The following is a 22,375-nucleotide window of genomic DNA, read 5'->3' as shown; positions in this document are numbered from 1 at the left end:
TTTGATTGTTGTATAGGAAATATGTGCATACTTTAAGAGTCCGTGGAGAAGTATTTTGAAAAAATGAAGTTGAAATATGGAGGAATAAGTTGAAAGAGAATCCATTAATTAAATCAAAAGAACGTGTTAGAGAACATGGTGAAGTTTTTACACCACAATGGGTTGTTGATAAGATGTTAAATCAACCAGGAATTAAAGAAGCTACAGAAAATTTACAAGCAACTTTCTTGGAACCAGCAGCTGGAGAAGGAGCCTTTTTAGTTGAAATTTTGAATCGCCGCTTGAACTTGGCACAGCAAATTAGTCATAGTATTAATGAGTATGAAGAAAATGCTTTAATTGGATTATCCACCTTGTATGGGATTGAACTGCTAGAAGATAATGTTGAAATGTTAGTGATGAATATGATGAGTGAATTTGAACGGCATTATTATCAAGTTATTCAGGATTATTCAGCTAGTTATAATAAAAAAGTTTTTCAAAGTGCAAAAGTTATTATTTCAGCCAACATGGTTCAAGGTGACGCATTGACAAGACAAACTGCCGATAATACACCGATTATTTTTAGCGAGTGGAAACTTTTGCCTAAAAAGCATGGTAAACGAAGAGTTCAACGATTGGAGTTTATGTTTGATGCAATCATTGAGCAGGGGGATGCGAACCAGACAGTTTCTCAAATGCCAGAAGATGAACAGTTAGATTTGTTTGCAATATTTTCGGATGAACAACCAAAGGAAGAAGAGACTCAACTTAGATATAAAGAAGTTAGCTTGCTGGATGTTGGTCAACAAATAGTTGAGGAAGTTGAGTAAACTTTTAGGGAAGTTGAAAATGGGGGAAGAAAATGCCAAGTAATTTTGAATTTTTAAAGCTGAATTTTGATGAAGAGTTACAAAAATTGTATCCATTGGCACATGAAATTGAAGTAAATTATGAAGATGAAGCATATTCTTCTGTAATTCGTGCAGTTCGTCCTGCAGCAGAACATGCAGCAAGGTTAGTAGCTGATCAGCATTTTTATGACGGAGAAATTAGAGATTCCTTTAACGATGTTTTGAGGTGGCTAAAGCAACAACAGATCATTCCCAGGAATATCCTCGAGCTTTTTTATGACTTGAAAAGTAAAGGAAATCAATCTTCACATAATGCTTTAACACAGTTTACTAAGAATGAGGCTTTGGATTCTTTAAGAGAAATATATGCAGTCTTAATTTGGTTAGTGAACCAAGAATATGAACAAAACGTTGTAGCTAATTTTCGTGAACCCGTTAAAGAGAAACAATATCAAACGATGGCTGAAAGAAAAATGATTTATGTGCAAACCGCAGATAATGAAGACGGAGATTGGCCAGCTTATGAAGGACTTGAGAAAATTGGTGAGGCATCTGCTTCAGCTGATGAGATGGAAGCAGATTGGCGGCCAAATAGTCAATATTTAAGAAGCGTTGCTGATAAGAGAATCAGACAATATATGAAGACCGCTGGAGTTCCATATTTAGTAGAGTGGACTGAACTTGCATGGAATAAAAATAAAAAAGAATGGTTCCATGACTATGACGTTCATGAAGTTTTAAAAAGATCTAATTACGAACCAAGCGGTAAAGTAACTGGTAATGAATGGTATCAGGTGGATTTGCAAACTGCCAAGGCTGCAATTAAAGCAGTTAAAAATGGACAGGAATCAATTGCAGGGCCAAAGGTAGAAGACAAAATTGAGTTACGACTAGAACAAAAGGACGCGGTCAGTAGAACACGAAAAATCTTTAAAAAGCCAGGTAAAATGTTGTGGAATGCCAAGATGCGTTTTGGTAAGACTGTGACTGCTTTAGAGCTAATTAAAGAGGAAGAATATCAAAAAGTCTTGATTATGACTCATCGTCCAGTTGTTTCTGATAGTTGGTTTGAAGATTTTGGCAAAATGAAGATGAAGGATGCCGGGTATCAATATGGCTCTAAAGAAAAAGGAGAGACATTAGCAAATTTAGTTAAGTCTGAGTCATCTTTTATTTACTTTGCTAGTATTCAGGATTTGCGTGGGTCAACTGCAGCTGGTGGTAAACAAGGTGATAAAAATGAACTGATATTTGATACTAAGTGGGATTTAGTGATTATTGACGAAGCCCATGAGGGCACTAAAACAGATTTAGCTCATAATGTGTTGGACTTAGTCACTAATAAAGAAACTCGGACTTTGGAACTGTCAGGAACTCCGTTTAATTTGATTGATGACTATGATGAGGATCATGTTTATACCTGGGATTACGTCATGGAACAGAATGAAAAGCTTAAGTGGAATGCTGAATATCCCAACGAGAAAAATCCATACGAAAAATTACCGAAAGTTTCGATGTATACTTTTGCAATGAAAAACCGCCAGTATTTGGATGAAAGTAAATCATTTAACTTTAAAGAATTTTTCCGCACAGAAGAAGATGGAACTTTTACTCACGAAAATGATGTTAATAATTTTTTGAATGAGATTACTAAACAAGACAGTCAAACAAATTATCCATATTCAACTCAGGCATTTAGAGATGAGCTGCGGCATACGTTATGGTTGGTGCCAGGAGTTAAAGAAGCTAAAGCACTAACCGATTTATTGAGGAAACATCCAGTTTTTGGTAAGGAATACAAGATTATTAACATTGTCGATAATGATACAAGAGATGACGTTGAAAGTGCTGAAAAACATGACCGAGGGCAAAGCGATGTTAATCGAGTCCGAGAAGTAATCACAGATAAACCTTATGAAACGAAAACTATTACGATTACAGTTCGTCGCCTAACCACAGGTGTTAATGTTCCAGAATGGACCGCAATCATGTTCTTAAATAACACAACAAGTGCAATGCAGTATTTGCAGGCGGCATTTAGAGCACAAACACCTTATTCTGATCAGAATGGGATGAAAGAAAATTGTTACATCTTTGACTTTGCCCCGGATCGGGCTTTGACGGTTATGGCAGAGTCAACTAGCTTGAGTACAGGTGCAGGAAAATTAGTTTCTAGCGAACAGCGAGAACAAATGGGAAAACTACTGAATTTCTTACCAATCATCGGTGCTGAAGGCAATGGGATGAATGAGTTCAAAGTCGATAGTTTGTTAACGAAGATCAAGCGAGTTTACGCCGAAAAAGCTGTCCGGAGTGGCTTTGATGATGATTCGTTGTATAGCGATGAACTCCTTAAATTAGATGAGGCAGATGTAAGCCAATTTAAGGACCTACAAGCGATTATTGGTTCAACTAAGAAAACTAAAGTTGAGAATAAAGTGGACGTAAATCATCAAGGATTAACCGATGAAGAATATGAACAAGCTACTAAAGGCAAGAGAAAGAAAAAGCGGGAAAGGTCACCGGAAGAGAAGGCAGCAATTGAGCATATGAATTCCTTGAAAAAGCAGAAAAAGACAATGATTTCTGTATTACGAGGAATTTCAATTCGAATTCCATTGATGATTTATGGAATGAAAACTGATTTAACCGATGATATTACGATTGATAAATTTGTTAACTTAGTTGATGACCAGTCTTGGCAGGAATTTATGCCACAGGGAGTTACTAAGGGAGAATTCGCCAAGTTTAAAAAATATTATGATCCGCAAGTCTTTATTGAGGCTGGTAGAATTATTCGTAATAAGGTTAAAGAACTTGATAGGATGTCGCCGAATCAGCGAACTGAAGAATTAGCATTAATTTTTGGAACTTTTAAAAATCCTGATAAGGAAACAGTTTTAACTCCATGGAATGTAGTCAATCGGCATTTAGCAAGCACAATTGGTGGTTTGTCATTTTATGATGAAAACTTTGAGACAATGCGTGATGGAAATACTCCACTAAATCATTGGGTAGAGACTGCAGAAACTAAAGAAGTTTTTAAACCTGATACAAAAATTTTAGAAATCAATTCAAAAACGGGGCTTTACCCACTCTATGCAGCAGCAAGCTTGTTTTCGCAGGCATTTGATAAGTTAAACTCTGATCGAGCAGGTAAGTTTACTGCAAAAGATGAGGATGATTTATGGCAAGAAATTCTAAAGAAAAATATATACGTTGTTGCCAAAACACCGATGGCTAAGACAATTGCGGAGCGGACTTTAGCTGGTTATCGAAACTTTAAGGTAAATGTGCAATTTATTGATGGAATTGTTGAAACGGCTAAAGAAAATATTGAAGTGGCAACACAAAAAGTGAAGGAGGCGTTTAATGATATGAAATTTGATGTAGTGATTGGAAATCCACCGTATCAAGAAGAAACTGCAAAAAAGGAAACAGCTAATGGTCAAAAAACGATGACAAATGTTTTTCAACATTTTCAAGTTTTAGCTGATAACCTAGCAATAAAATATACGTCACTAATCTATCCTGGTGGTCGGTGGATTCATCAGTCGGGCAAAGGAATGAAAAAGTTTGGATTAAACCAAATTAATGACCCAAATTTAGCGACAATAATATATTACCCTGATGCTGCAGAAATTTTTAAATCTGTTGCAATACCAGATGGAATTTCAATTGTATTCAAAGATAAAAGTAAAAATAAAAAATCCTTTAAATATATATACATTCAAGGATCAAAAAAAATTGTAAAGGAAATAAAAGCGCCAGGTGAAAAACTTTTACCTTTAAATCCCAATGATATGAGTATTAGTATTAAAATTGATAACTTTGTTAAAGAGAATAAGCTAGACTTTTTAAGTAATTCTATTTTTCCTAGAAATTTATTTGGAATTGAGTCGGATTTCGTAGAAAAGAATCCACAGTTGGTCCGTAGCATGAGCGAAAATTCAACATTTAATAGAGAAACGGAAATAAAATTATTTACAAATGATAAGGCCGGTAAAAGTGGGCGCGCAAAATGGTTTATTGCAAACAGAGAAATAATAGAAGAAAACAAAAATTTAATTTCGGAATTTCAAGTAATTGTATCTAGTGCGAATGCTGGTGGACAAAAACGTGATAATCAGATTAGTATAGTAGATAACTATTCAGCTTTTGGACGATCTCGATTAGCTTTGAAATCATTTAATACGAAAAAGGAAGCTCAGAATTTTTTGAAGTATGCAAATAGTAACTTGATTAAGTTTGCTTTTCTATTAACGGATGAGTCGTTGTCATCTTTAGCTAAGTCAGTGCCAGATATTCTTGATTATACTAAACAAAACAGTATTATTGATTTTGAAAAAGATATTGATGAACAGTTTGTAAAAATTTTATCTTTAACAGATTCTGAAATAGAACATATAACGCAGAGACTTAAAAATGTGAGATAATAATTTTCTTGAATTAAAAGCAAAAAAACGTAACAAGATTCCAAAGCTTGTTATGTTTTTTGTATATCAATGTATATTTCTTTAATAAATATGATATAGTTATATTCATATAGAAGTTTCTTAGAAAATTAGCAAATAATTATTAAAGGAAGCTTTATAATGTCAATATTTTTTATTAATCTAGAAAATGAAGTATCAGAGAATGTTGAACTAAAATGTGAATTCTATCGTCAATTTGGCTATGAAGGAGCTTTTTTGTCTCTAATTTCTTCAACTGAGAATTTTAATATATTACTTCAACGACTATATGCAACTGAAAAAATTTGTCAAAAATTGGATTTATCATTGACGGTTGAACTCACAGAAGATGAGTTAACTTTGATTCATATAGATAATCTACAGAAGAAGGGAGTAACTCGTTTAGTTTTACATGAATTCTCAATGGAACGGGTGGCTGCCCTATCACAAGCTGTTTCAGTCGCTGTTAGTGCTGAGAACTTTAGTAAAGATGACTATGCATTTCTGACCAAGATGCATGCTAATTTCAAGAACGTTGAAGCTTGGTATAACAGATATCCTGAGGCACACAAAGGGTTAACAGAAGGCTTTGTTCGACAACACAATATTTGGTTACATTCTAAGGGGCTGAAAGTCACCGGCTTTATCCCAGGAGATTACGCTTTTCCGTATTCATTTTTTGAACCATATACTACGATTGAAAGTAATAGGTATGATTTGCCGCTTGTGTCTGTAATTAAACTAGCTAACTTATATACAGATAATATTTGTGTTGCTAACAATTTATTGAGTGAAGAGTCTATGGGACAACTTAAAATATATTCTCTGCACCATATTTTGGCATTAGAAGCTAAAATCAATGGAGACTTGCCTGATATCTTAACGAACGAAAGTTTTCTCTTTTATAATTCAAATATTGCAAATGGAAATGAGATCAATTTAACAGAACAGAATGCTGATAAATATGAGTTCAATCAACCAAGTAAAACTTCTGACGTAAAAATAGGCTCAGTGATTTTGACTGATTCAAAGCAGGCTGACTTAGGGAAGCTGAGTATTGTTACTAAGAGTCCTGAAAAAGTTTCAGGTGCTCGGGTCGTTGGACAACTCCCTGTGGATGAATGGCCACTACTAGATTGTTGTGAGAATCAGCAACAAATTATTCTGAATTTTGTTAAATGAAAAATTGAATAGTTGAAAGCTTGAGGAGAATGATACCGATAAGTGTTGTTCTCCTTTTTTCAAGATTTGAGTAATAAAAAGTTATCTAAATGTGATATTATTATAGTTGTAGGTGGGATTATTTTCTGTCTACTTGTCTAAAAACTGGACAAAATAACTTATTTCATACCAGACGGTGGTTAATTTACGACCATAAAAAACTGCTGTAATTACTATTAAATCAATCTTTAGGTAATATTCTAAAGAACCAGTATCCCTGATATAAAGGGACGAGAACGCTTATTTTATTAAATAACTAATATCGTCAAAATAAAGAACCAGTATCCCTGATATAAAGGGACGAGAACAAAAATTCTTGTTCCATTATTCTAGCCCCCTTTTAAAGAACCAGTATCCCTGATATAAAGGGACGAGAACAACAATATCAAAAATGTCCATATCATAATCTTCAAAGAACCAGTATCCCTGATATAAAGGGACGAGAACCGCCGTTCATACTGTACTCAATTCCCACATTCCCAAAGAACCAGTATCCCTGATATAAAGGGACGAGAACTGGTCTTCGGTCAGCAAGTCTTCCACTTCATCAGCAAAAGAACCAGTATCCCTGATATAAAGGGACGAGAACATCCATTCGTACCCGTCACGGTGCAATTCAAGCGTGCAAAGAACCAGTATCCCTGACATAAAGGGACGAGAACATTATTTTTTCTCACTGAATAAGTGAGTATGTATTAAAGAACCAGTATCCCTGATATAAAGGGACGTTTAAAATAATAGAATGTTAGTGGTCTGTTAAATGCAGGCGCTAACATTTTTTTGTATGTAGCTTAATTTTGACTATCAATGCGAATTTAAATGTGATATGATACTTCTCCTGCTCAAAATTATATTGAGGAATTGCCTGGATAATGTGAGGAGAGTATCAAATGAGAAATATTATGTATGTTGCTAGAAAAAAATATGTTTCGACTAATGAATTTGGCTTTCGGTTGGTTGATTTGGCTTCGAGAAAAGAGACATTTTTTACGTATGATGATGTTGAATGCTTGGTGTTTGATAACTTAAACTGCTTTTTTTCAGCTAAGGTCGTTAATGAAGCTGTTAAGCATAATATTGGACTTTTATTTTGTGACGAAAAACATTCTCCGATTGTTTTGGCAGAATCGGTTGTGGGACAAGCTGATCGATTAACAAGAATTAATTCTCAATTATCATTTTCTAGTAAAATGAAAAAAAGAATGTGGCGAAAAATAGTGATTGCTAAGATCAATAATCAAGCAGATTGCACGATGGAAATGAAAAACGATGAGGCTAATTCAACGGCTATTCAAATGATTGGTAAGAATGTAGTTGATAACGATATTCATAATAACGAAGCACAGGCAGCTAGAAAATATTTTAAGGCAGTTTTTGGAAAAGAATTTAAAAGGGGAAGATATGATGACTTGGTGAATTCTTGTCTTAACTATGGTTACTCGTTATTGAGGGCAACAATTAGAAGACAATTGATTTTGCACGGGACTGAGCCGTGCTTTGGCATTCATCACAATTCTACTCATAATCCTTTCAATTTATCTGATGATTTAATTGAGCCATTTCGTCCATTTATTGATATGATAGTAATAGAAATTATGAATGAAATAAATGTTCAAACTTTTAATTGGGAAATAAAGCAAAAACTATTTCAAGTTTTCTTTGAAAAATGTATTATTGATGAGAAGGTATATACCGTTTCTGATGCAATCGAAGTAACTGTTCTTTCTTTTATTAATTGTATAGAACAAAACAGTGTTAGTTCATTGAGGTTACCGTCTGTAATTGAAGGGGGACGTTAATTTGGTACTACTAGTTTGTTTTGACTTACCCAGGAAAACAAAAGAGCAGAGGAAACAGGCTACAAAATATCGAAAGCGCTTAACTTTACTAGGATTTTATATGAAGCAATATAGTGTATATGAACGAGAAATAAGGAGAAATAATACCAAAAACAAAATTATTGCTGTTTTAAAACAGGAGTTACCGGCGAAAGGTCAAATCACGGTATATACTTTACCGGATGAAGTTAATGATCAGCAGATTGCTATTCTGGGAAATCAAGGTTTTCAAAAAACAGTGAGAAAACCGCAGTTGATCGTATTATAGGTGGGAAATTAAATTGGAAAAAATAAGAATATTTTGTGATAATTTAGGAAGTAAAGACTATAAGTTGGCCGTATTTTTTCATGCGTGGTTAATGGACCAGCTCCAAGATGATGAAGCTAGTTTAATGCATTTAAATAGAACGAAGCCATTTACGGTTAACGTCGTCTATAAATATCCACAGGTTATTTTTGAAGTTAATTTATTAACAGAAGAGATAACTGAGATTCTGAGTAAAATCTTGTTAGCTGATAGTTTAACTTCTCTGGAGTTGAAGTCAGCCACACAAAAGATCTATCACATTCAGGACAAGCAAATCGAATCGCTAAAAGAAAAAGAGTTAACAGCTGCTTTTTATAATGAAAAGCCACAGCGTAGAATTAAGCTTCTATTTAAAACACCGACGAGTTTTAAATCACAAGCTGAATATGTTTTTTATCCAGATGTGCGCTTGCTATTTCAAAGTTTGATGAGAAAGTATAATTATATTTTTGAAGGTAACGAAAATATTGATAAGGAACTGCTCCAGAGTATTTGTGAAAATGTCCGTATTAGTAGATATCAGTTACGTTCAAATTATTATTCCATTCACCAGTCTAGAATTCCTTCTTTTACTGGGCAAATTACTCTCTTTTGTTCAGGAACAGATACACTAGTTAGCTATGTTAATGTGTTACTGAGATTTGCTGAATACGCAGGTATTGGGATAAAAACGGCAATGGGAATGGGGGCTGTTTCGCTTGAATAGAAAGGGTGAGAAGATGAATGATAAAGTAAATCAGTTGTTCTTTTCAGCGTTGTTACATAGGATCGACTTGGTTTTGGGACAAATCGATGATGCTGAATTAAAAGTTATTTACCAAACTTCTAATGGTAGAGAAGTATTAGAACAACAACAGTATCAGAAACTTTCCGACTTAAAAAAAGATACTGATCGAGATAACTTGGGGTATTTAATTTTATTTGCTGAAAGTTTGATTAATCGTGAAAATTTGCAAGAGGTTGGACGGCAACAAACCAATATTTCTAATTTAGCCGATATCTTCAATAAGTTCGGTAACAGTAGAACAAATAGATCTTTCGAAACTCAAACTATGGATGAATCTCGACGTAATATCTTCGGTGAGGAACATGCTTCGTTTGATCAGGATAAATTTAAGAAAATTCAGTTACGCTTGTTAAATGATATCAAGCAGATATCTTTCGAAGAGTCAGAAAAGCAATACCTTTTAAACCTACTTGAAAAAACAACTAGCTATCTTAGCTGTGGGATAAAGGGCCAAGAAGATATTTCGTTTTACGATTATGCACGGTTAACAGTAGGAATCTCAACCGCTATTTATCTATTTTTACAGAGTCAAGAAGAAGTAGATTATCGGACTTTATTAACTGACCAACAAGAAAGTTTTTACCAGGAAAAAGTTTTTCAATTAGTCAGCTTTGACATTTCTGGGATTCAAAACTTTATTTATAAAATTACCAGTCAAGGTGCGCATAAGCAACTACGTAGCCGCTCGTTTTACTTAGATATGATTAGTGAGTGGATGGTGGATAAATTATTGCGAGATTCCAATTTAACAAGAGCTAATCTATTGTATGCTGGCGGTGGACATGCATATTTGCTCCTACCAAATACTAAGAAGTCCACTCGAATTATTGAACAAATCGAGCAGTCATTTAATCAGTTCTTTTTGTCTAATTTTTCAATTGATTTATATGTGGCCTTTGGTAGTGCGGAATTTAGTCCAAATGAGATGTTGAGTATAGACGGAATTCAGAACATTTATCGAAAAGTGAATCATGGAATAAGTAACAAGAAGTTAACTCGCTACTCAGCACAAGTGATTGAAAAATTAAACCAGGGTGGGAAAAAGGTCGGTCGTGAATGTATAGTTTGTCATTCTGTGGATAATTTAGTTGCTGGCGAAAATAAGTGTCAGTTGTGTGTTTCTTTAGAGAACTTTTCTCGAGATATTCAAAAGGATGTCTTTTTTGAAGTGACAAATAGTATGGAAGGGTTACCGCTAGATGCTAATCATTCGATGCAAAAAATTTCTAGAGAAGAGATTAAAAATTCAGAAAGCCGTAACATAATTTATGCCAAAAACCTCTTTCAGGATCATGAGTTCTCAGGGATAAAAATTTGGAATGGTGATTATACTGATTTGGAAAATAACCTTTTTAGTAACTATGCACAACGTAGCTGGGCCCATAAAGGAATTAAGAGAATTGCAGCTTTACGTTGTGATGTTGATGATTTGGGTTATGCCTTTATGGCTGGATTTTCCGAACAAGGTCAGGGTGAAAATAATACATTTAGTCGGACCGCTACCTTTTCTCGAAGCATGAGTATGTTTTTTAAAGCATATATTAACGAATTTTTACAGGAAAATCATTTAACAGTTATTTATGCTGGCGGTGATGATGTTTTTGTCCTCGGTGCGTGGGATGAAGTTATTGATTTTACAGTTTTGTTAAGACAAAACTTTAGAAAGTGGACGAATGAAAAATTAACATTATCCGCAGGTATTGGGCTATTTGCCGATAAAACACCAATTAACATTATGGCTAGAGTAACAGGTGAGTTAGAAGACAAAGCTAAAGACGCAGGTAAAAACCGGATTTGCTTGTTTGATCAGCATGAAGTCTTTGAATTTGATGAATTTATTGATGAAATTTATCAAGAAAAGTTGCCAATTATTCGAGACTTTTTTAAAAACGAAAATGATAAGGGGAATTCCTTTATTTATAAGCTGTTAGAATTAATTCGCCAAAGGGATAATACAAATCGAATTGCTTTTGCAAGAATTGCATACTATTTAAGTCGTTTAGAAGAAGTAGCACGGAATAAACAAGCTTTTATTTCGTTCAAGCAAAAGATGAAAAACTGGTTCGACAGTGATCGTGAAATTAAACAAGTTGAATTAGCATTGATTTTATATGTTTATGAAACTAGAAAAGAGGGGCAACATTGATCAACAATCAGTCTAGAAATAATAATCGTTATCAAAAACCAGCTTTTAAAAAGCCACAACTTAATATTTCGTTTACAGAGGAGAGTTATGTCTCTGAAGCAGAAAAAGTGATATTAAGTTTGAAAGAAAATAACTTTAAACACGGCAGAGATGTTTTAACAACTAGTCAGATTCGGAATCTGTTGAGTTTAACTAGTTCGATTCTGAATGACTTGGTTTTTAAAGAGTTTGAACAAGTAATGGACAAGCTTTCGTATTTACGGATTCAGTTTGTTTATCAGAGTGGTAGAAATGGAGCAGTTAAGGATTTAGTAGAAACTGCACAAATCTTAAAAATTTTAGAAAACGTGCAAGCAAAGAAGGATAAGGAAACCTTAATTCGCTTTTGTCATTACATGGAAGCATTAGTGGCGTATTTTAAATATTACGGTGGTAAGGATTAGACTGGAGGATGAATAATGACAAATTTTTCGAAAATTAAAATTAGCGGTAATATTCAAGTAGTAAGCGGATTACATATTGGTGGAAGTACTGCCTTTGCTGCAATTGGTGCAGTAGATTCACCAGTAATTAAGGATCCTATTACACATTTACCAATTATTCCAGGTTCTACAATTAAGGGGAAGATGAGATCCTTATTAGCTGAGGCTTATAATGAAAAAATAGCTACCAGTCCAAATGAAGATCACGAAAAAATTGTACGCCTTTTCGGAGCAACGACTGGTGGCGGAGCTGATAAACAACAGATTATTCCTAGCCGTTTACTTTTTAGAGATGCTTTTCTGACAAATAAAGAAGAGTTAGAAGCAAAAAACGTAGATTCAGTTACAGAGGTAAAATTCGAAAATACAATTAATCGTGTAAATGCAGTTGCTTCTCCAAGACAAATAGAAAGGGTCATTCGAGGTAGTAAATTTAACTTTGAATTGATTTACGATGCTCGGGATGCTACCCAAGCAAAGGAAGATTTACAGACAATTAAAGAAGGAATCAAGTTGTTGGAAGTCGATTATCTTGGGGGAAGTGGTTCCAGAGGCTACGGTAAAGTAGAATTTAAAAATTTAGAAGCTGAAACCGTCTTTGGGAAGTTCGATGTTTCTGAATTTAACAAAGAATTGGAGAGATAAACATGTCTTTACAAATGTATATCCTCAAGTTTGATAATGTCCATTTTGGAAATGGTACGCTATCATCAAGTGATTTTTCATTTTCTGTGAGTCGCTTATTTAGTGCCTTGTTTTTAGAAGCCCTTAAAGTGGGGAAACAGGAAGAATTACTCCAATTAGCTCAGGAAAAAGATTTTGTATTAAGTGATGCGTTTCCGATTTTAAATGAAACGCCTTTTTTGCCGAAGCCAATTGGATATCCAGATTTTTCAAAGAATGATGAACAAATTTCCCGCGAGGTTCGACGTAAAGCAAAAGCTTCTAAAAAGTTACAGTATATTCCCTGGAATTTAATGGATCAGTATTTAACGGGTAGTGTAGATATTGATCAGATTACAGAGATGCAAAAAGATATGTTTTCTGTACAATATGTTACAAAAAAAGGCGTAGATCCTTATGAGGTAGCAGTGACATCTATGAACTGTTTATTATATGTGATCGCACCTGTAAACGAGTTGTTGGATCAGTTGATGAACTTATTACAATACAGTGGTCTTGGTGGGGAGCGGTCTAGTGGTTATGGACGATTTAGTTTAAGCAGACGTGACTTACCAAGTGAACTTGCTGAAAGATTAACTGTAAATAAATCGGGGTTGTCAATGTTACTTTCGACTAGCTTACCGCAAGAGCAGGAATTAAGTGTCAGTCTGCAAGATGCTCAATACTTGTTAAAAAAAGAAAGCGGCTTTGCATATAGTGAATCTACAGGGAGCTTGTTAAGGAAACAAGACTTATATAAATTTGTAGCGGGATCTACCTTTGATCAGCCGTTTGCAGGGGAAGTTATTGATATTCGACCACAAGACTTTAGTCATCCGGTCTGGAATTATTCAAAGGGACTATTTTATCAACTTAGAAATAGCTAGGGGGGAAAACGGTGAGTACAACTAGAAAAATATACAATTTTATTTTGTTTACGATAGGTCCTGTTCATATTGGGAGTGGGCAAACTTATTCGCAAAGAGAATATATATATGAAGATGGGTACTACTACTTTCCTGAAATGAATCGTGTATATCGAGAAATTCAAAATAGGGGACCTAAGGTTGTCCAAACGTTTGAGCACTTTTTGATGCAAAATCAAAGAAACAACGATCCAAAACAAAGGCTGGTTAATTTTTTAAATGACCAACAAATTAGAGAAAGAGGTTTCGGCGGTTATAAGATTAAGGAGTCAGGATTTGAGACTGAAAAGAGGAATCGCGGCAAGATTAATGAAATCGGTGCTTTTATTAAAGATTCATATGGAAAACCATATATTCCAGGAAGTTCGCTGAAGGGTGCGATACGTACTTTGGTGTTAAATCAGTCCGAAGGTGATGACGCAAGTTTAACAGATATTTTTAGTCATATCTATGTATCTGATAGTTTACCAATTGATCCAGAAAAGTTAATTTTAACTAGGAAATGGGACTACTCTGGTATAAAGAATGAGCCTAAGGATTTACCAGTTTTTCGTGAAGCTCTTCAGCCATTTACAGCTGTTAAATTTACAATTCAGGCGCGAAATCAAGAAGCCATTGAAGTTGTTGATAATTTAATGACAACTGCAAATGATGAGTATAAACTTTATCATGATTTTTTCCTATCTGAATTTAAGGATAGTTATATTCAAGAAAATATTAGTCAGTTTGCGCCAATTTATTTAGGAGCAGGTAGTGGTCTCTGGACTAAAACAAAGATTAAAAGCGTTGATTTATCCAAGTTTAGACGAGGGAAGTACGCTATGAAACGTAAAGGTGTCTTCAAGTTAACTAAGGCTGCTAGAAAAGAGTATATGCAAAACGGTAAAAGAAAGAGTTTGATAAAGAATTCTGAAAACTTTTATGAGATGGGAAAAGCAGGTTTTACTTGTAAAGCGATGGAGGAAGATTAATGGGAAAGACAGTCTTATTATCTTGTGTCGGTGATTCGGATCCAATTAGACAAAACCATGACGGGGCTTTATTACATATTGCTCGTTGTAAAAAGCCTGAAAAGATTGTTCTATTACAATCGGAACGTTCACTAAGCAAAAAGACACGGATTATTGCAGCATTGAACTCCATTCCTGATTATCATCCCGAAGTAATAGATGATCCTTATATTATTCAAGATAGTGAAGTTTATTTGTTCGATAGAATGTTTGAAATAATTGATGAGAAGGTAGAAAAATATAGTCAGCAGTTAGTAGATGATGAACAACTAATTTTAAATCTTACCAGTGGAACTGCAGCAATGATAGCTGCAATGTTTTCTGTAAATAGAATAAAGGGTTTGAATGTGTCGGCTGTACAAGTTACTACGCCCGTGAAAGACAGTAATAAAGCAGTTGCTCATGATAGTAATGTTGCAATTGATGAACTGATTGCTAGTAATTTAGATAATGAAGAAAACTATCAGAACAGAATTGTTGAAGATCATGCTAAGAGATATGGGCAGGAAGTTTTGAAGAAACAAGCAAGAAATTATGTGAAAAGTTATAATTATGAAGCAGTTTTTAAGTTGGTATCAGATAAAGAAATGGCCTTTGTTTCTAAGAGAAAGACTAAAAGAATCCAAAATATTATAAAAAAAATTAACAATTGTCTTAGATATCAAAAAAATTTACCCGAAACTGAAAAGCTCAATTTAAATTCAATTGAAGTTGACTTACTTAATGAGTATTTAGTGATCATCCTTCAAGGAAAACGACAGTTTATTAGTGAAGTTTTGATGCGAGTAGCTTCGTTAACAGAATCTGCTGCTCAAATATATTTAAATAATACTTATGGCGATGTTATTAAAATGAGTGACGATGGACGTGCATACTTAAATGTAGAGAAGTATCCTGAAATAGCAGAAAAACAACATGGTCATGAGTACAATACTCAAAATTTATATGGATATGCGATAACATTGTCAATGTTGGAAAGTAAATTGGCTAGTGCAAAACATTTGGAATCGGATTCTATTTTTACAAAGCATTTAAAAAATGTTCTTGAAAACAAGCAAGTTCGTAATACAGTTTCCCATACATTAAACGAGGTTAGCAAGAACTCTGTTGAGTTAGCTAGCATTTTAAAGGATTGTTATTATCTAACTTTTGTAGCCTTGAATGTCTCTAAGGATTGGAATAATTATTTTGAGGAAGAAAATCGTCAGTTAATGCAACTATTGGCGTAATGAAAGGGGAAAACTAAGAGTGGCAACGTTAATTTCATGTGTTGGTTTTACAGATCCTATCAGACAAAATTTTTATGGTCCAGTAATGCATATTGTTAAGCAATTGAAACCAGAAAAAATAGTGTTATTTTTTTCTGAAGGTACCCTTGATCAAAAGGAAATCTTACTTAGTGAAATTAATGGCTTTTCAAGTGGATATAAACCGGAAATCGTTTGTGATACAAATGTTATTAAAAATGAAGACACGTTTATTTTTGATAAGATGTTTGAAGAATTATATCAAATGGTTGGTAATTATTTTTCAGAGGAAGAGAATTTTATTCTAAATCTTTCAAGCGGGACTCCTGCAATGGAAACGGCGTTATTTTCAATAAATAGAATTCTGGGGTTGAATGTTCAAGCATATCAAGTTAAGACACCTATAAATGACTCAAATGAAGAAGTGAAGTTTGTTTCGGCAGATGATAAAGAAATAAACTCTAAAGTTGAAATAGTTAGAAAAAATGATGTTCAAAGTCGGTTAATTAACGATGATGGTGAAAAGTTTGAGAAGTTATTGGTCAAGCAAAATGTTAAACAGTTTCTTCAAGAATATGACTATCTTTCTGCCTTTGAAATTGTGTCAAATAGTCCTATTCTTAGATTGAATAAAGGGCTTTTACAAGAATTAAGAGGGATTATTGATGCTATTAAGTACCAAAAGTTGTTGCCAGAAGTTCAAATGCAGAATTATAATGTGGTTCAAAAGAAGATGTTAAATGCATTTTTAATTTTTTCGTTGCAAAGTAAAAGAGAAATGACAAGTGAAGTTATTATTCGGGGCAGAAACTTAGCTGAGTTTATATGTGAACAGTACTTAAATTCAAAATATGTTGGTTTGATAAAATACGACGATAAAAATGTGCCTTTTCTAAACGAAGATACATTTCCAGGCGTTAAGGAACAGTTATACAAAAAGAATAACAGGGGATCCTTTTTAAGTTTTCCAATGTATCAAGATATTTTAAACATTTTAGGCGAGAAAAAGGCTGGTGAAGCCTTATCTAAATTAGCTCTCTTTGATTTGAGAAATAGAATCGCCCATAATTTTCCGGAACTCGATCAGCGTAGAATTAATTCTCTTACTAGACATAATACGAGAACTGGTTCATATGAAATTGTAAACAAAATGGTAGATTTGATGAATTTTGTTTTTAAAGTGGATGATAATTGGCTCAGATTTTTTGATGATAAAAACGAACTAATTATTTTACGATTAGGATAGAATCTTGTCCGAAATATGGACAAAATGATGTAATAAACCTTTAAGTTTGGCAGATATTTGGACAAGAAAATATGGCTGAAACATTGAAAAACCAAACTTTTTATTATGTTGTAATGTTAAGTACTCCCCGATAATAGGGGACGAGAACTTTTATAAGTTAATCTTACCATAATTTTTGTAAGGAATGTTAAGTACTCCCCGATAATAGGGGACGAGAACGCGCCAGGAACGTACCATAGACCGCCGTAATCAATAATGTTAAGTACTCCCCGATAATAGGGGACGAGAACCGGCTATCCAATTCGCTTAGAACGGCGCTAGCGTCCAATGTTAAGTACTCCCCGATAATAGGGGACGAGAACCTCTCATCGAATACACTGGCTTGAATTTCCAATCCTAATGTTAAGTACTCCCCGATAATAGGGGACGAGAACTGTTTGCCGTTCCAATTGCCGTCCTTGGTCTTGAGTGCAATGTTAAGTACTCCCCGATAATAGGGGACGAGAACAATTTACGCAAATCTTTAGTTTCTACTGACATAAAAATGGTAAGTACTCCCTGTTAATAGGGGACGATTTAGAAATTTTCATTACAACCAGACGGTTTATCCCGATTTTTACAGTCAGGATCATCAGATAGTTTTGGATGTAAAATACAAGTAAATAGCTAAAAGCATTAGTCGAAATGACCATTACCTATTCCCATATTCTTAAGACCAAAGCCGCTGGAGTGATTTATCCTAGTGAGCAGCCAACGAAGACGGATTTAATTGGTAGGCTAAATGGTGACTTAACTTTGATTTTTCGGCAAGCAGTACAGGTGCCGCAAGAAGTGGATGATTATCAGGAGTTTGTTGAGCAATTTCGAAATAATGAAGAATTAGTGCTAGCTGAGTTAATGAAAGTTGTTGCTCAAAGCGAAAAAATTTAGTTAAGGGGGTACTGGTGTGAAAGAATTAGTCGTACCATTTGGGACAATTTGGTTGGAGTTGGCTCGAGAAAAGATTGACTTTGAAGTCATTGACGTCACGCAACAATTTAATCAAAGTGCCAACGCTCATGAAAGAATTTCTGGTGGGGTGGTTTTGGTGCCACGCATTTTGTTGGGCAGACAAGAAGGAATACTCCAGCTGAAAGGCGATTTTGAGTTGAAATCGATAACTGGAACGAATGATGAGACGGTTGTGGGCGAGTGGGTCAGTCATGACTATTATCTTGAAATGGGTGCTTGTTCGCATGATGAGTGCATGGAAAATTTTGTGCAGGGTAGTCATGGATTTCCAGCTTATCAATTTGGTAGCTCTAAACCACAAGTTATTTTGTTTCAGTTATCATATAAAAAACAAGTAGAGGTTGACCTTCAAAATCCCGATTTTTCTTTAACGAATTCATTGGAAATGCTGTCTGAAGTTCTGGGGAGAAGAACGTCCATCGCGAATTGTTTACTTGGCGGGGCTCTGGGAGATGCTTTAGGTTATCCGATTGAATTTGACAATTTGGCAGCCATTGACGAAAAGTATGGCAATGCGGGCATTACTTTTGGAAATTTTGTTGGTCAACCCCTAGCTTCGGATGATACGCAGATGACCCTATTTACTGCGAGTGGATTATTGTTAGCGGGTGATGATAAGTTAAGTAATGTGTGGCAGGCATACCAAGATTGGTTAGACACTCAATTTAAAACAAATCGGTCAGAACTAAGTCATGAGCCAGTTTCGTGGTTAGTGGATCAACCGGAAATGTTCGCTAGTCGTGAACCAGGCAGAACCTGCTTGTTTACTATCATGAGAAATCAAGCTGGAACATTGAAAGAACCAATCAATGATAGCAAGGGTTGTGGCGGTGTGATGCGAGTTGCCCCATTTGGTTTGCTGACAAATGATTCCAGCTTAACAGAAGTAGCACGGCTTGGCGCAGAGACTAGTGCCTTAACGCATGGACATCAAATGAGCTCATTGGCGTCAGCCTTTGTAGCGGTGTTGGTGAGATTAGAAATGTGTTTTGTAACTAGGTTGAAGCAAAATATCACGGAGGCATTAGCGGTGGTTCGAGAAACTTTTGCTGACTATGAAGAGCTGGCTGCTTTTTCTGAGCTAGTTGAGCAAGCTGAGTCTCTAGCTGAAAATTCTCGAACTGACAGTGAAAATCTTCTAGAATTAGGAGAAGGCTGGGTTGCTGAAGAAACAGTGGCGATTGCCATTTATTGTGCGTTAAAGTATCAGACTCAGCCTTTAAAAGCAATCGAAGTTGCAGTTAATCACCAAGGAGATTCAGATTCAACGGGTTCCTTGGCTGGGCAAATTGTGGGCCTTTGTCAGACTGATACTAATTGGTGGCCAGAGAAGTTTGTGGAAGAGCTGGACTTGTCAGAGGTTATTTTTACAATGGTGGATCGGATTTTGACTAAGTAATTGACGTCATGGTAACCAGAGAAAGCTGGAAAATCTGCTTGAATTAATGTAAGTCAATGAAAGTATAAGCAGATGTCCATTAACTAACTATTGCGAAATGAGGAGTTATGTTTTTCCTCTCGTAAGAGGGGTGTCAGTTGACTTATCTGGCAAAATTGCATATACTGTAGATGGAAAAAGAGCAGGTGTGTTACCAACACCCACTCTTTGTTGACGGCACCACGTCCCAAATACAATGTTGAATCTGTATTATGAGAACCGGTCGCACGGTTCTTTTTTATTTCATAATCCAGACTAAAAGTACGATGACAATCCCTGCGATGAGTGCATAGGCAACTCCATCGTGCAAAGCATGAAGTTCATGGATGCAGTTAGCAATTGCTTCAAAAATTCTAGCTAGAATTAAGTTTCACATCCAATCATCCCCAACTCCTCTTGTGCGAAGTCAAACATGGCTGGAATGGTAACACGAACCACTGAGCAGTAATGTTTGCGAAATGTAACAATTCACAGGACCTCTTTTCAAAGTGACTTTGAAACAAGGGACATACTGCCTAGTCAACTAAATAATTATATCACAAAAAAGGCCACAATTTTTAGAGATTGTGACCTTTTTTTCAAAATTTGGGATATTTAGCGGAGCTGATTAGATTGTTTATTTGTCTACTCTAAATGATCCTTGAAAGCCTGATTCAAACTAGTTTCGTCAGGATAAACTTGGGCATCATTTGAAGCAATACCTAATAATTTTAGTTCTTCTTGCCTTAATTCCTGTTTTAGCTCATTACTAATTGGACGGCTGTATTGTTTATAATAGAAAGTTAAGGGTGAGTAGCCATGATTAGCGATTTGGGTCGCAATTATTTTTAGACCTTGTGGGGTAGTGGTGCCTTCGTTTGCAAAAATAGCATCCAGTTTTTCCTTAACGTCTTCAGGTAATCTGATTTGTACTAGTTTTGTTGACATCATATCATCTCCTAGTATTTATAATGTATGCTAATCATATGCTAAAAGTATGTATAATTCAAATGAAAATGTCTGCTGTTGCTACTATAAAATTATTTGGCTGGCAGATGATCCTAGGTTCTTAGATAATAATGCAGCAATTGGATTTGGTAAAATAAGTTGAATGAAAATGATGCTGGTCAAACTAAATTTTCGGATGAATCGAGGAGTTATTAATGAAAATTTCAGAAGTAAATGCAGCGACTGAACAATATACTGTTGCAGATTTGCGAAAGCTAGTTAAGGAAATGTATAAGTGTATGCCTAAAAAGGTCCGCGAAGAAAAAAACGTAGATAAACTAGTTTTGAATATGGAGGATTTCTTAGCGACCAAGGCTGCGAAGAAAAAGCAAGACAAACAGAACAAGCAGGGTGATTTGCCAGCTTTAGCAACAGATATTACGAGTTTTATTGAGAATGCTAAGCAAGGGTATTATTTGAAAGCTAATTCGGTTATTTCACAGAAAGAGCGAACTAAATGGCGCAAAATCGTCCATAACTTTATCGCGCGATTAGTGACTGTCCCGGCGAAGACACCAAGTGGACAGCAAGCGACAGCTTTATTGGGTAAGTTATATAACTTATTAAGTATGATTGGTGAAGAGTCACCGTTTGGCTTAGAAAATCAATTTGATCCAGTCGGCTTTTCTCAGCCAGTGCTTTATGGTGTGTTGGTTAGACGATTATTTGCTTGGAAAGTAGACCAGGAGACGATTGATCAAGCACTAGACTATCTTTTTTTGAATGATGTTGCTTTTGATTCCATTAGGAGCGACTTAAGTAATGTTTTACTCGCCGTTTTGAGAACCAGCAGTACGCAAGAACTGGTCCTTGCAGCAGTTAAGCAGAGAATGCCAGTCACGCTACCAGCACGGAGCAGCAAGAATTTCTGGCAACAGGTAGAATTAAATAATGACTATACTAGGTTGGTAACGCTTCTTGAGTTCAAATTGAAGAGAAATGCGCAAGGAATTACCTACTTCAAAAAATATTTTTTGGTGGAGAACCAACAAATTATGTTCCAAACCCTATTAGATTGGCTGGAAGATGATGAACTTTTCACTGAATGGGTCAGCGAATATGAAAATGGTGTGCGGGCTGGAGTTCAGTTTAATGCTGAGCTGCAATTGGAGTATGAAGTGATTAAGGAAGCGGATGTTCAAACGGCAGACGAGCTCTTTGAGGCAATAATTAGCAGAGATTAATGATAGGCAACTCTATCGTGTAAATCATGAAGTTCATGGATGTAAATGGGGACTCAGATGGATCTCGGCAAAAATTTTTGGAGATGTCAGCATTATGAAGGAAAAATTTAGGAAAGAGAAGTTTATTCCACCATTGGATGATATAGCTGCGAAAATTGCTAGTATTGGTGTTCCGGCTTTAATTCTAGTGATGTCCATCGGCGCTACCGGGTATGTTGGTGCAGCAGCTGTTACAATAGCTTTGGCTGCATTAGGCCGGAATGGTTGGAGGGATTATTACACTTTTAGCCAGTGGGACAATAGTAAATGCAGTTACTAAATATGGTATTGATGCCGTTTTTAATGCAGTTGTAAAAGAGTTATTGAAGAAGGGCGAAAGCAAAGAAAATATAATTGCGAAGATAAGTAAGTATCCAATTTCTAAAAGTCAAAAATTACGAATGAAGGAAATGGTTGAGAAATATCAGCCTTTATCAGCTGACCATAATACGGAGGCGTCTAAGCTATTAATTAGTTCAGACGCTTTTTTCTATAGCTAAATGCAAACAGAAGTCGAGCAAACTTATGTAGGCAAATCGGAATACGAACGTAAGTC

At 35.3% G+C, this 22,375-nt stretch carries 19 protein-coding genes and 2 CRISPR repeat arrays; of the genes, 18 read left to right on the top strand and 1 reads right to left on the bottom strand.

Annotation, left to right across the window (positions count from 1 at the left end; genetic code table 11):
- The first annotated feature begins 89 nt into the window (after positions 1-89).
- From LPAF129_RS01400 to LPAF129_RS01330, 15 genes are all read left to right on the top strand, one after another.
- The gene (locus LPAF129_RS01400) at positions 90-812 is read left to right on the top strand and encodes an N-6 DNA methylase (protein WP_244054284.1); all 723 of its coding nucleotides are present in this window, start codon (positions 90-92) and stop codon (positions 810-812) included.
- A 32-nt stretch (positions 813-844) separates the two neighbouring features.
- Positions 845-5,269 carry an Eco57I restriction-modification methylase domain-containing protein gene (locus tag LPAF129_RS01395; protein ID WP_244054282.1) on the top strand — a complete coding sequence of 1,475 codons (4,425 nt, stop codon included), beginning with the start codon at positions 845-847 and terminating at the stop codon, positions 5,267-5,269.
- Between the two features lie 159 nt (positions 5,270-5,428).
- Entirely contained in the window at positions 5,429-6,469 is a 1,041-nt protein-coding gene (locus LPAF129_RS01390) for a MupG family TIM beta-alpha barrel fold protein (RefSeq protein WP_244054280.1), read from the top strand.
- A 241-nt stretch (positions 6,470-6,710) separates the two neighbouring features.
- Positions 6,711-7,241: a CRISPR direct-repeat array (repeat unit 36 nt; unit sequence AAAGAACCAGTATCCCTGATATAAAGGGACGAGAAC).
- Positions 7,242-7,398: 157 nt separating this feature from the next.
- A complete protein-coding gene (gene cas1 / locus LPAF129_RS01385) occupies positions 7,399-8,307 on the top strand; it encodes a type II CRISPR-associated endonuclease Cas1 (protein WP_244054278.1) in 909 nt (302 codons plus the stop codon).
- A gap of 1 nt (position 8,308) precedes the next feature.
- Positions 8,309-8,614 carry a CRISPR-associated endonuclease Cas2 gene (cas2, locus tag LPAF129_RS01380; protein ID WP_244054276.1) on the top strand — a complete coding sequence of 102 codons (306 nt, stop codon included), beginning with the start codon at positions 8,309-8,311 and terminating at the stop codon, positions 8,612-8,614.
- A 13-nt stretch (positions 8,615-8,627) separates the two neighbouring features.
- Positions 8,628-9,359, top strand: coding sequence for a CRISPR-associated endoribonuclease Cas6 (gene cas6 / locus LPAF129_RS01375; protein ID WP_244054274.1), 732 nt, complete (start codon positions 8,628-8,630; stop codon positions 9,357-9,359).
- A gap of 13 nt (positions 9,360-9,372) precedes the next feature.
- Entirely contained in the window at positions 9,373-11,586 is a 2,214-nt protein-coding gene (gene cas10 / locus LPAF129_RS01370) for a type III-A CRISPR-associated protein Cas10/Csm1 (protein ID WP_244054272.1), read from the top strand.
- Positions 11,587-11,651: 65 nt separating this feature from the next.
- Complete coding sequence (csm2, locus tag LPAF129_RS01365; protein WP_244054469.1) at positions 11,652-12,029, top strand: type III-A CRISPR-associated protein Csm2; 378 nt, start codon at positions 11,652-11,654, stop codon at positions 12,027-12,029.
- 15 nt (positions 12,030-12,044) lie between these two features.
- Positions 12,045-12,713 carry a type III-A CRISPR-associated RAMP protein Csm3 gene (csm3, locus tag LPAF129_RS01360; RefSeq protein ID WP_244054269.1) on the top strand — a complete coding sequence of 223 codons (669 nt, stop codon included), beginning with the start codon at positions 12,045-12,047 and terminating at the stop codon, positions 12,711-12,713.
- A gap of 2 nt (positions 12,714-12,715) precedes the next feature.
- Positions 12,716-13,618, top strand: coding sequence for a type III-A CRISPR-associated RAMP protein Csm4 (gene csm4, locus LPAF129_RS01355; RefSeq protein WP_244054267.1), 903 nt, complete (start codon positions 12,716-12,718; stop codon positions 13,616-13,618).
- Positions 13,619-13,629: 11 nt separating this feature from the next.
- A complete protein-coding gene (gene csm5, locus LPAF129_RS01350; RefSeq protein ID WP_244054265.1) occupies positions 13,630-14,628 on the top strand; it encodes a type III-A CRISPR-associated RAMP protein Csm5 in 999 nt (332 codons plus the stop codon).
- Positions 14,628-15,896, top strand: a complete 1,269-nt coding sequence (gene csm6 / locus LPAF129_RS01345; RefSeq protein ID WP_244054264.1) for a type III-A CRISPR-associated CARF protein Csm6 — start codon at positions 14,628-14,630, stop codon at positions 15,894-15,896. Before csm5 ends, csm6 (LPAF129_RS01345) begins: the two co-directional genes overlap by 1 nt.
- Positions 15,897-15,915: 19 nt before the next feature.
- Complete coding sequence (csm6, locus tag LPAF129_RS01340; protein ID WP_244054262.1) at positions 15,916-17,160, top strand: type III-A CRISPR-associated CARF protein Csm6; 1,245 nt, start codon at positions 15,916-15,918, stop codon at positions 17,158-17,160.
- 112 nt (positions 17,161-17,272) lie between these two features.
- A CRISPR array of direct repeats spans positions 17,273-17,739; the repeat unit is 36 nt; unit sequence AATGTTAAGTACTCCCCGATAATAGGGGACGAGAAC.
- Positions 17,740-17,844: 105 nt separating this feature from the next.
- Positions 17,845-18,090, top strand: coding sequence for a hypothetical protein (locus LPAF129_RS01335; protein ID WP_244054260.1), 246 nt, complete (start codon positions 17,845-17,847; stop codon positions 18,088-18,090).
- 16 nt (positions 18,091-18,106) lie between these two features.
- The gene (locus LPAF129_RS01330) at positions 18,107-19,570 is read left to right on the top strand and encodes an ADP-ribosylglycohydrolase family protein (RefSeq protein WP_244054258.1); all 1,464 of its coding nucleotides are present in this window, start codon (positions 18,107-18,109) and stop codon (positions 19,568-19,570) included.
- Positions 19,571-20,233: 663 nt separating this feature from the next.
- On the opposite strand, the gene LPAF129_RS01325 is transcribed toward LPAF129_RS01330, so the two are convergent.
- Positions 20,234-20,536: a hypothetical protein gene (locus LPAF129_RS01325; protein ID WP_244054256.1), complete on the bottom strand. Its 303-nt coding sequence runs from the start codon at positions 20,534-20,536 to the stop codon at positions 20,234-20,236.
- Positions 20,537-20,751: 215 nt separating this feature from the next.
- On the opposite strand from LPAF129_RS01325, the gene LPAF129_RS01320 reads away from it, so the two are divergent.
- The 3 genes from LPAF129_RS01320 to LPAF129_RS01310 all read left to right on the top strand — a co-directional run bounded on the left by LPAF129_RS01320 (position 20,752) and on the right by LPAF129_RS01310 (position 22,319).
- A complete protein-coding gene (locus LPAF129_RS01320) occupies positions 20,752-21,780 on the top strand; it encodes a hypothetical protein (RefSeq protein ID WP_244054254.1) in 1,029 nt (342 codons plus the stop codon).
- Positions 21,781-21,874: 94 nt separating this feature from the next.
- Positions 21,875-22,099 carry a hypothetical protein gene (locus tag LPAF129_RS01315; protein WP_244054251.1) on the top strand — a complete coding sequence of 75 codons (225 nt, stop codon included), beginning with the start codon at positions 21,875-21,877 and terminating at the stop codon, positions 22,097-22,099.
- Positions 22,041-22,319, top strand: coding sequence for a hypothetical protein (locus LPAF129_RS01310; protein WP_244054250.1), 279 nt, complete (start codon positions 22,041-22,043; stop codon positions 22,317-22,319). Before LPAF129_RS01315 ends, LPAF129_RS01310 begins: the two co-directional genes overlap by 59 nt.
- Positions 22,320-22,375: the final 56 nt, after the last annotated feature.

Source organism: Ligilactobacillus pabuli (assembly GCF_022836475.1).
Classification (GTDB): Bacteria; Bacillota; Bacilli; order Lactobacillales; family Lactobacillaceae; genus Ligilactobacillus; species Ligilactobacillus pabuli.
This window is presented reverse-complemented; position numbering and strand designations above follow the sequence as displayed.